This window comes from Desulfovibrionales bacterium, from assembly GCA_028715605.1.
Classification (GTDB): domain Bacteria; phylum Desulfobacterota; class QYQD01; order QYQD01; family QYQD01; genus QYQD01.
Map to the genome: position 1 here is coordinate 36544 of JAQURM010000014.1, position 9367 is coordinate 45910.

The following is a 9367-nucleotide window of genomic DNA, read 5'->3' on the forward strand; positions in this document are numbered from 1 at the left end:
TAATTGTCAGATATATAGTTTTATGTTACTTAATGTCGTATAGGAGAGCATGGGAGAGACTCTTTTTGACTGTGTAGTAGTAGGTTTGGGGCCGGCGGGGGCCATCACTGCCCATACCCTGGCCCGGGCCGGGTGGTCTGTTCTGGCCCTGGATAAGCGGGTACATCCACGATCCAAGATCTGCGGTGGTTGTCTGTCCCGAAAGGTAGATGCTATCCTGCCTTTTTCTATATCTCCGGTGATTGAGCATACTATAAATGAAGCGGCCTTTACCTTCAAAGGGCAGGGCGAGATCGCATATAGGTTAAAAGAGCCCTTTGCCTATATTGTCCGCCGGGAAAGGTTCGATCAATTCCTGGCGGCAAAGGCGGTCGAGGCCGGCGCTATTGTACGCCAGGGAGAGGGGGCTATTTCATTAACCGGGAGCGAGAACGGCGTATCGGTTGAGACCAAAACGGGTTGTTACCGCGGCCGGGTTCTGGTCGGGGCGGATGGGATACAGGGCATCGTGGCCAGAAGATTGGGAGAGGAATATGGACATTCAAGCTCTCTTGCGCTGGAGGCGGAAACAGATATAAGCAGGATGTCCTATGCCCCGGCGCATCCTCGACCGAAAGATCGTATCTGGATTGATGTGGGATGGGTTGATTTTGGGTATGGCTGGATATTTCCCAGGCGCCCTTCATATTCGGTGGGGATAGCTGATTCCGGGGCCGGGGGGCACAGACTGAAGCAGGCGTTTTTCAACCTGTTTGCCAGTCACGGACTTTTAACCGGAGAGAAGCCGGCGGCTATTAAGGGCTACCGGGTTCCCCTTTCTACAGCCGAGAATCGCGGGAAGAAAGTGGTCAGTAATCGCGTGGCGCTGATCGGTGATGCGGCCGGGCTGGTTAATCCATTAACCGGAGAAGGGATTTATTATGCCCTGTGGAGCGGAATGACCCTGGCCGCCTGTCTTATTGAGCACAGTAAAGATTATTCCCGGGCCTTAAGCAATTATGAGCGCCGGATAAGGACAGAACTCCATCCCCAGTTTGCGGTGGCCGAGCGCGTAGCCAGGCTGCTCTACAGCCATCCCCGGGCAAACTTTCGTCTCATTGGAAAGTACCGGGAATTGATAGGCCTTTTTATTGAGGGGTTGACAGGCAAAGAAGGCTTCTCAAATCTGCTGTCTATGCTAAAGTGCAAAATGGGTCTGAAGGATAAGATAGCGGGTTAACTATGCGGAAGAGATCCTACCAGAAGTGGATCACGGGTAATAAGCTCTGTTGGTTCCTGGCGGTATTCTGCCTGGTGCTTTTTTTCGCCTATATTTTATTTTCCGCCAGGGGGATTTTTTATCTCCGGAAGCTGGAGGAGAACAATAAGAAATTGCAAAAAGTAAACGAGGAATTGTTAAAACGAAACAAAGAGCTAAGTGAAAAAATAGGGCGCATCAAGACAGACCGCAGCTATAGGGAAGAGATCGCCCGCAGGGATTTAGGGCTTGTCAGACCGAATGAGGTTATTTATAGTTTCGAGGAAAAGAAAAGAAAATCGGAAGGAAAGAGGTAGAGGGGATAATGTATTCGACATCGGACTTTCGAAAGGGCTTGAGAATCGAATGGGAAGGCAAACCTTATGAGATTGTAGATTTTTTGCATGTCAAACCGGGCAAAGGCGGCGCATTCGTTCGGACTAAGTTGCGAAACATGCTGACCGGAGGGGTCGTTGACCAGAATTTCCGATCGGGAGAGCGGGTAGGGCGTCCGGACCTGCAGGAACGGGAGATGCAGTTCTTATATAAGGATGAGGAAAATAATTATCACATGATGGACAATGAGACCTATGAGCAGCCCTTTTTAACGGCAGAGCAGTTAGGCGAGACCAGGGATTTTTTCCATGACGGGATTGTAGTCAAGGTGCTTTACTATAAGGACCGACCTATTGGTGTGGATCTCCCGACCTTTGTAGCATTGACCGTGACCAACACCGAACCGGGCCTAAGGGGTGATACGGCCAGCGGCGGCAGTAAGCCGGCTGTTTTAGAGAGCGGCGCGATCATACAGGTGCCGCTTTTTATCAATGTAGGTGATAAGGTGAGGGTCGATACGCGCAGCCATAGCTATATAGAACGGGTGAAGTAAGAAGGGCGATTGGAAGACAGAAGACGTCAGAATGTTCGACGTTCGAAACGTTCGAACGACTAAACGACTCGAACATCTCGAACAATTCGAACGCCAGATGATGGCTCATAGCTGATAGCTGACAGCTTGGAAAAAAGGCCGATTTGATGGGCATAATTCGTACGGGATGGCATGTATTGTGTGGTGCGGTTAAGACTTTCCTCAGGAAGGACGGCTTTGATCTTGCCGCATCTGTTTCATTTTATTCTGTATTATCTGCTTTTCCGTTTCTTTTTTTAGCGATTTATATAGTTGGCGTGGTTCTGGGCGCCTCTGAGGAATTCGTTCGCGGCGTAACCATGCTCTTAAAGCAGATTCGGCCGTATCTGGCAGACTTTTTCCTTGAAGAACTGAGAAACATTACCATTCATAGCAGTTCGCTGGGCTGGCTCGGATTCGGCTTTCTCCTATGGACAGCCACCCTGATCTTTCATTCACTGGAGAGGGCCTTTGGTGAGATATTTGAGACTCACAAGGGGCGTCATTTTATCCATTCGGTTTTTTGTTCTCTGATTATGATCCCCGTTATGGGAGCCCTCCTTTTTGGGGCTGTAGTTATTATTACTATCTTGAAGGCCATGAGCCAGTTTCAGGTAGAAATTGTCGGAGGATCTTTCGTGACTCCGTCGGTGGTAGAGATGGGCATAGGGCGCATGGTGCCCGTTTTACTGGTGATTGTCTCATTTACCGCCCTTTATAAATTCGTTCCGGCGGCCAAGGTGCCGTTTAAATATGCCTTATTAGGCGGTGTGCTTGGCACTGTCCTGTGGGAGACGGCCATGCGCATCTTTATCTCCTACGCCCTGACCGCCGAGACATACGGCACTGTATTCGGTTCATTTAAGACGGCCATCGTAATACTGTTCGCCTTTTACTATTCGGCGTGTGTGCTTCTGTTCTGTGGCGCGATTGTCGCCCAATGCAGCCAAATACGAAGATAAGGCCCCATGAATCTGCCCAACCTGATAACGGTCATACGTATATTACTAACGCCCGTATTAATCATACTTCTTTTAAACGCCTCTTTTAATAAGGCGTTGGCTGTCTTTGCGCTGGCCGGTTTGAGCGATGGCCTGGATGGCTTTCTGGCGCGTTACCTGAGACAGAAAACCGCTCTGGGCGCTTACCTGGACCCCATAGCAGACAAATTGCTCCTGTCCGCTACTTTTATAGCCCTGGCTACCTTGGAACTTGTACCGAGCTGGCTGACTGTAATAATTGTCAGCCGGGACGTAATTATAGTCCTGGGTATAGCTATGTTATTTGTCAGTGGTTCCGAGGTGCCTATAAGACCGAGCATAATAAGCAAGCTCACTACCCTTTTACAGATAATGACTGTTTTTGTTATCTTGAGCAGGGATCTCTGGGCGGTTATATGGCAGATGCGGGATACCTTGGTATGGTTGACCACGGTGTTTACCGTGTTGTCCGGATTACATTATATCTATTTTGGGGTAAAGATTTTCAGTCGTGCGAATGGGAAATGAGATATGGTATCAGCTTTTGGCCAGCCGGCCATACTGGTCGTCGAACCGAATGATATCGTCTTCGCCCAGATAAGAGCCGTTTTGCACTTCTATTAGTTCGAGGGTTATGATGCCGGGGTTTTCCAGCCTGTGTTTTTCTCCGGCCGGGATATAGGTTGATTCGTTTTCCCTCAGCAGAAAGACCTCCTCGCCTCTGGTCACCCGGGCTGTGCCCCGGACTGCAATCCAGTGTTCGGAGCGGTGATGGTGCATCTGGAGCGAGAGCTGTGCCCCGGGCTTTACAGTAATACGTTTGATTTTAAATCCGGGATGTTCCTCAAGCACCGTATAAGTCCCCCAGGGACGGTGGGCGGTCTGGTGCAGGAGATATTCCTGGCGATTTGCGGCCTTTAGGTCCGGGACTATTTTCCTGACCTCCTGCGAGCGGTCCAGGGGCGCTACCAGGACTGCATCGTGGGTCTCAACCACAAGCATGTTTTCCAGGCCTACGGCGGCTACCAGCCTTCCTTCGGAATGAATGAGACTGTTAGCCACGCCTTTCAGGATCACATCACCATGGATGGCGTTTCCCTGGGCGTCCTTATTCAAGACCTCATACAGGGCTGCCCAGGAGCCTACGTCGCTCCAACCCAGGTCCGCCGGTACGACGGCAACGCAGTCTGACCTTTCCATCAGGGCGTAGTCAATGGATTCAGAGCGGCAGTCATTAAATGCCTCCATGTCCAGATGGATAAACCCGTCGTCATTCTTGAACCGGGCCACGGATAATTCTGCCTGGCGCAGGATTTCAGGGGCATGTTCTTCCATTTCTTCCAGGAAGCGACTGATTAAAAAGGCGAACATGCCGCTGTTCCAGTAGTAATTACCTTCTCTTACATAGCGCCCGGCCGTAGCCATATCCGGCTTTTCGACAAAGGCACTCACTTTAAAGCCTTCTCCCTTTTTGATATAACCGTAGCCGGTCTCCGGCCGGTCGGCCATGATGCCAAAGGTGACTAAATCCCCCTTCAAGGCCAGATCCATGGCCTGCGCCACTGCCTCATGAAATGCCGGTATATTTTTGATAAGATGATCGGCGGGAAGGATGAGCAATACGGCGTCATCGCCGGAGATGTTTCGGGAGAGCAGGGCGGCCGCAGCTATGGCCGGCGCTGTGCTGCGGGGAAGGGGTTCCAGGATAATATAGGGGCTGATCGGGAGGTTTAGTTCGGCGCACTGATCTTTAACCAGGAAGTTTTGTTCCTTGCCCACCACGACCATAGGCGTTACCGCTCCGGGGATATTTACTGCCCGCAGGATCGTATCCTGCAGCATGGTGCGGTTGCCCACGAGATTTAAGAGTTGTTTGGGATACATCTGGCGGGATAAGGGCCAGAGCCGCGATCCGCTCCCGCCGGCCAGGATTACCGGTTGCAATATTTTCTGAACGGTCTCATCAGACATAGTTGTTTTTATGTGATTCAAATTCGTAAGGAATGGCTAAGATATACAGGTTTTTAGAATTTATGTCAATTTACCGGCTTTATTATCTTCTCCTTCCTATGTGCGCAGGGTCAAGGATTAGGACCTTCCAGAGAGTCTGTTTTTCTCTTCGGCGTTGTCCTGAAAAAAACAAATCGTGTGAACTTTTTCATTAAATTGCTGCGCGGCACATGATGGTGTATAGTAGTTGAACCTTTAATCTGTACGATAGCGGGGTAGGATATGCTGGATCTTCAAGGTAAGGTTGCACTGGTTACAGGCAGTTCCCGGGGTATTGGCAAGGCTATTGCGCTTAGCCTGGCGGAAAATGGCGCTAATCTGGTGGTCAACTATTTTCGCCATCGCCAGGAGGCGGAAAATACCGCCAACTCTATCCGCTCCAGAGGGGTGCGATGTTTAACCGTAAAGGCTAATGTGGCTGACGATGAAGATATCAAAAATATATTCGAGCAGGTTAAAAATGAATATGGAAGGTTGGATGTACTGATAAGCAATGCGGCCTCAGGAGTGCTCAAGCCGGCCCTTGAACTTACGGAAAAACACTGGCAGTGGACGATGAATATCAACGCCCGTGCCCTCCTCCCACTGGTACAACATGCGGTGCCGTTAATGCAAAGCGGGGGGCGCATTATTGCCGTTTCCAGCTTGGGGTCCGTGCGGGCTATCGAGAATTACGCTGCGGTGGGGTCCTCCAAGGCCGCTCTGGAATCTCTGGTACGCCATCTGGCTGTAGAGCTGGCCCCGCGAGGGATTAATGCCAACGTGGTCTCTGCCGGCGCCGTGGATACCGAGGCCTTAAAACACTTTCCTACCCGGGAAATTATCCTCGAGAATACCCGGCAGCGCACACCTGCCGGCCGGCTGACGACGCCGGAAGATGTGGCCAACGTAGTGCTTTTGCTTTGCAGTAATCTGGCCTCCATGATCCACGGCCAGACGATAGTGGTTGATGGCGGCTACTCTATCCTGGCGTGAGCAAAGAAAAAGAGAAAAGAGACCGATAAGATATAAGTGGGGCAGTAAACCATGCCCTTATATGTTGGTTACGCTGTTGATATCGGGACTTGATGCCGTCTCGAATATTGAGAAGAGGGCTTTATAATGGCCGGCCAAAAATTTTTATATGTCCTTCTCGCAGCGATTCTATCTGTATTTGTTGTTGATTTCGTAGCCCATACAGCAATTGAGCCTCATGTTACTTCTCCTGATCTGACATTGCTCAAGACAGCCTTCCCCAAAAACGAAAGAATCGTCTATGACCTTACATGGTTTGGGATAAAGGCCGGGGACATAACCCTCACAGTCAATAACATTGGTGGCGATAAACGGCGTATAGTTGCTGAGGCTAAATCATCCCCGCTTTTTTCATTATTTTATCCGGTGGAGGACAGATTTGTGACCGAGGTTTCGGGCCCGCAGATGCTTCCACGCTGGATAGTAATACGGCAGAGAGAAGGTAATTATAGAAGCCTTAAACGTGTAATTTTTGATCAGGCCGGTCTGAAGGTTCTATATGAAAAGGATGACGAGGCACCGGTGAGTTATGATCTCCCCAGACCCGCGCATAACGAGATATCGTCTTTTTATATAATGAGGGCGCTGCCGATGTCTATTGGACAGTCGGTTTTTGTGGAGACTTTTGCCTCTAAAAAGAGCTATACAGTCCAGGTGCAGGTACTCCAAAAGGAACGCTTCCAGACAAAGCTGGGAGAGGTAGACACTATCAAAGTAAAGCCAGAGCTGCTCTTCGAAGGGGTGTATCAAAGGAAGGGGGATGTCTATGTCTGGCTTACCAACGATGAACGCCGCATCCCGGTCAAGGTAAAAGGGGCCATCCGTATAGGATCATTGGTGGCCACATTGGCAGATTGGCAAATACTGGAATAAAAGAGCAGTTATTAATGGATTGTTTTGAGGTCAGCATTATGATTCGGTATAATTCCCTGAGCCCTTAACAGGCCCTCATCCCGGTGACTTTGAGTTTTTATCCATCTTTCGTACAATCTTAGGAGCCCGCCATTATTCTCTATCTCAGTAGTGTCCCTTACTTCCGCAAAGATATCAATAAATGTTTTGAACTTGTCGGTCAACTCCGCGAACAATGCACTCTTATTTTTATCCCAGTATTCATAGTCATAGATGTGGGAGAGCGCATTGTAAGATTTTATGCCAAAGGCTATATAGTAGTCTATATCAAATAGCTTACGCATTAAGCTGTCTGAAAAAAAACCGGATGTAAACAGCGTAAAGTCACCGATGGCCTTGTAACCTTTTATCCTTTGGGGCAGGGACTGTTTTATTAGCTCATGATAAACGATACAGACCGGCGTTTTTTCCAAGTCAAGCTCGCTGGCATTGATGTCTGAGTCGTAAGCGATGGCGTACCGGGAGAGGAGATTTACGGCGTACCATTCAGAGATTTCAGACAGAGAAACTTTCTGTTTCTGAATGGCATTTTTGACCTGCTCATAGAAAAATTCAGTTACAGTTGACGTTACCTCGATATCTTTCTGCTGGCCTTCCATGCTACACCTCCGTGTGCATCAAGGTGGGGTTGCCGGGTTCTCAGCATGTTATTATAACTTATCGGCCAGGTTCATTCAGAGGATTACAAATTAAGGCTCTATCCCTAAAAAGAAACCACAGAGTACACCGGAAAGAGACGGTTTCAACCGGTTGAACGGTTTAAGCCGCTTGAACTGTTATTAGTGAAAGGGCAGGGCTTACGGAAGGATTGAAAAATTTTGGTGTTATCTCAGGCGTGGTTGGGCGATTATTTCTTTCTGCATCTCTATAATCTTTTTTATTCCCTGACCGGCCATTCGTTCCATTTTTCCGAATTCTTCGGCGGAAAAGGGCCTTTTCTCCGCAGAGACCTGGATCTCGACGAACCTTTCATCGTCGGTCATAATAAAATTGGCGTCCACTTCGGCCTGGGAATCCTCGTCGTAGTTCAGATCAAGAAGGACTTCTCCCTTTACTATGCCCACGCTTATGGCGGCTATGTGGTTCTGCACCGGTATGTCCATAATCTCACCGCGGTTATACAGGAGGGTAAGGGCGTCATAGAGGGCGATGTATGCGCCGCTGATGGCGGCCGTGCGTGTTCCGCCGTCAGCCTGGATGACGTCGCAGTCCACCCAGAAGGTTCGTTCCCCCAGGGCCGGAAGAGCAACCACTGAACGCAGGCAGCGGCCGATAAGGCGCTGGATTTCATGAGTCCGGCCGCCTACACGTCCTTGAGTTGACTCCCGCAAATTGCGTGTAAGGGTGGCCCGGGGGAGCATGGCATATTCGGCTGTGACCCATCCTGTGCCGCTTCCCTTAAGGAAATTCGGCACCTTATCGTCCACCGATACCGCGCAGATTATCCGGGTATTTCCCATTTCAATAAGGACTGATCCTTCTGCGTGGGAGATATAATTACGGGTAAGTGAGATATCCCTGATTTCGTGCGCGGCCCGGCCATTAAAACGCATAAAAAATCTCTCTTATTGACAGAATGCATCCTAACTAACTAAAATTAGCCTGAGTTGTCAATGAGAATAAGCCGCTATGAAGAAGATTTAGTTTTGTCACCTGGTTGACACATAGATGGAAAATAATGACTGCGATCGGTGGTTATAATTATGGCTGATAAAAAGGCGTTTATACTTGTCGTTGAAGATGAGACTGATATCTCCGGCCTGATTTCCTATAACCTGGAAAAAGCAGGTTTCGAAACGGCCGGGGCCCAGGACGGACGCACAGCGCATTCTCTTATCCAAAAGAGAGCGCCGGATCTCATCCTTCTGGACCTTATGCTTCCGGATGCCGACGGCACGGATATCTGTAAGGGTCTTAAGAGTAATGAGAAAACACGCCATATTCCGGTAATAATGGTAACCGCAAAGGGTGAAGAGATAGACCGGGTGGTAGGTTTTGAATTAGGGGCGGATGATTATATCGTAAAACCTTTTAGCCCGCGTGAACTGGTCTTGCGTGTAAAGGCGGTCTTGCAGCGAATCAGCCCCCCGGAGCCGCTTCCCAAAATACTTGATGCCGCCGGGATTAAAGTCGATCCGGAACGTCACCTGGTAACGGTTGACGGGGTTCCGGTATCGCTTACTGTAACCGAATTCAATCTCCTGCACACCCTTTTGAAGGGCCGTGGACGGGTGCTGACACGTGAGATTTTGCTTGACCAGGTGTGGGGATACCACTTTGACGGTTATGCCCGCACTGTGGATACCC

At 49.5% G+C, this 9367-nt stretch carries 11 protein-coding genes; 8 read left to right on the plus strand and 3 right to left on the minus strand.

Features of this window, described 5'->3' with window-relative positions:
- The first annotated feature begins 49 nt into the window (after window positions 1-49).
- The 5 genes from PHT49_10995 (at window position 50) to pgsA (ending at window position 3652) form a co-directional block, all read left to right on the plus strand.
- Window positions 50-1219, plus strand: a complete 1170-nt coding sequence (locus PHT49_10995; GenBank protein ID MDD5452409.1) for an NAD(P)/FAD-dependent oxidoreductase — start codon at window positions 50-52, stop codon at window positions 1217-1219.
- 2 nt (window positions 1220-1221) lie between these two features.
- Entirely contained in the window at window positions 1222-1554 is a 333-nt protein-coding gene (locus PHT49_11000; GenBank protein MDD5452410.1) for a septum formation initiator family protein, read from the plus strand.
- An 8-nt stretch (window positions 1555-1562) separates the two neighbouring features.
- A complete protein-coding gene (efp, locus tag PHT49_11005) occupies window positions 1563-2126 on the plus strand; it encodes an elongation factor P (protein MDD5452411.1) in 564 nt (187 codons plus the stop codon).
- 146 nt (window positions 2127-2272) lie between these two features.
- Complete coding sequence (locus PHT49_11010; GenBank protein MDD5452412.1) at window positions 2273-3106, plus strand: YihY/virulence factor BrkB family protein; 834 nt, start codon at window positions 2273-2275, stop codon at window positions 3104-3106.
- A 6-nt stretch (window positions 3107-3112) separates the two neighbouring features.
- Complete coding sequence (pgsA, locus tag PHT49_11015; protein ID MDD5452413.1) at window positions 3113-3652, plus strand: CDP-diacylglycerol--glycerol-3-phosphate 3-phosphatidyltransferase; 540 nt, start codon at window positions 3113-3115, stop codon at window positions 3650-3652.
- A 9-nt stretch (window positions 3653-3661) separates the two neighbouring features.
- Here the strand turns inward: pgsA and PHT49_11020 are convergent, their stop codons facing one another.
- Window positions 3662-5071, minus strand: a complete 1410-nt coding sequence (locus tag PHT49_11020) for a mannose-1-phosphate guanylyltransferase/mannose-6-phosphate isomerase (GenBank protein MDD5452414.1) — start codon at window positions 5069-5071, stop codon at window positions 3662-3664.
- Between the two features lie 285 nt (window positions 5072-5356).
- On the opposite strand from PHT49_11020, the gene fabL reads away from it, so the two are divergent.
- Complete coding sequence (gene fabL / locus PHT49_11025) at window positions 5357-6109, plus strand: enoyl-[acyl-carrier-protein] reductase FabL (protein MDD5452415.1); 753 nt, start codon at window positions 5357-5359, stop codon at window positions 6107-6109.
- Between the two features lie 126 nt (window positions 6110-6235).
- Window positions 6236-7021: a DUF3108 domain-containing protein gene (locus PHT49_11030; GenBank protein MDD5452416.1), complete on the plus strand. Its 786-nt coding sequence runs from the start codon at window positions 6236-6238 to the stop codon at window positions 7019-7021.
- Between the two features lie 11 nt (window positions 7022-7032).
- On the opposite strand, the gene PHT49_11035 is transcribed toward PHT49_11030, so the two are convergent.
- Entirely contained in the window at window positions 7033-7659 is a 627-nt protein-coding gene (locus tag PHT49_11035; GenBank protein MDD5452417.1) for a hypothetical protein, read from the minus strand.
- A 225-nt stretch (window positions 7660-7884) separates the two neighbouring features.
- Window positions 7885-8613, minus strand: a complete 729-nt coding sequence (gene rph / locus PHT49_11040; GenBank protein MDD5452418.1) for a ribonuclease PH — start codon at window positions 8611-8613, stop codon at window positions 7885-7887.
- Window positions 8614-8763: 150 nt separating this feature from the next.
- Between rph and PHT49_11045 the strand changes: the two genes are divergently transcribed.
- On the plus strand, window positions 8764-9367 hold a 604-nt coding region (locus PHT49_11045), incomplete at its 3' end, for a response regulator (protein ID MDD5452419.1).

Coding starts and splice junctions, on each gene's coding strand:
- PHT49_10995 (MDD5452409.1), top strand. CDS start 50: ATGGGAGAGACTCTTTTTGACTGTGTAGTAGTAGGTTTGGGGCCGGCG.
- PHT49_11000 (MDD5452410.1), top strand. CDS start 1,222: ATGCGGAAGAGATCCTACCAGAAGTGGATCACGGGTAATAAGCTCTGT.
- efp (MDD5452411.1), top strand. CDS start 1,563: ATGTATTCGACATCGGACTTTCGAAAGGGCTTGAGAATCGAATGGGAA.
- PHT49_11010 (MDD5452412.1), top strand. CDS start 2,273: ATGGGCATAATTCGTACGGGATGGCATGTATTGTGTGGTGCGGTTAAG.
- pgsA (MDD5452413.1), top strand. CDS start 3,113: ATGAATCTGCCCAACCTGATAACGGTCATACGTATATTACTAACGCCC.
- fabL (MDD5452415.1), top strand. CDS start 5,357: ATGCTGGATCTTCAAGGTAAGGTTGCACTGGTTACAGGCAGTTCCCGG.
- PHT49_11030 (MDD5452416.1), top strand. CDS start 6,236: ATGGCCGGCCAAAAATTTTTATATGTCCTTCTCGCAGCGATTCTATCT.
- PHT49_11035 (MDD5452417.1), bottom strand. CDS start 7,659: ATGGAAGGCCAGCAGAAAGATATCGAGGTAACGTCAACTGTAACTGAA.
- rph (MDD5452418.1), bottom strand. CDS start 8,613: ATGCGTTTTAATGGCCGGGCCGCGCACGAAATCAGGGATATCTCACTT.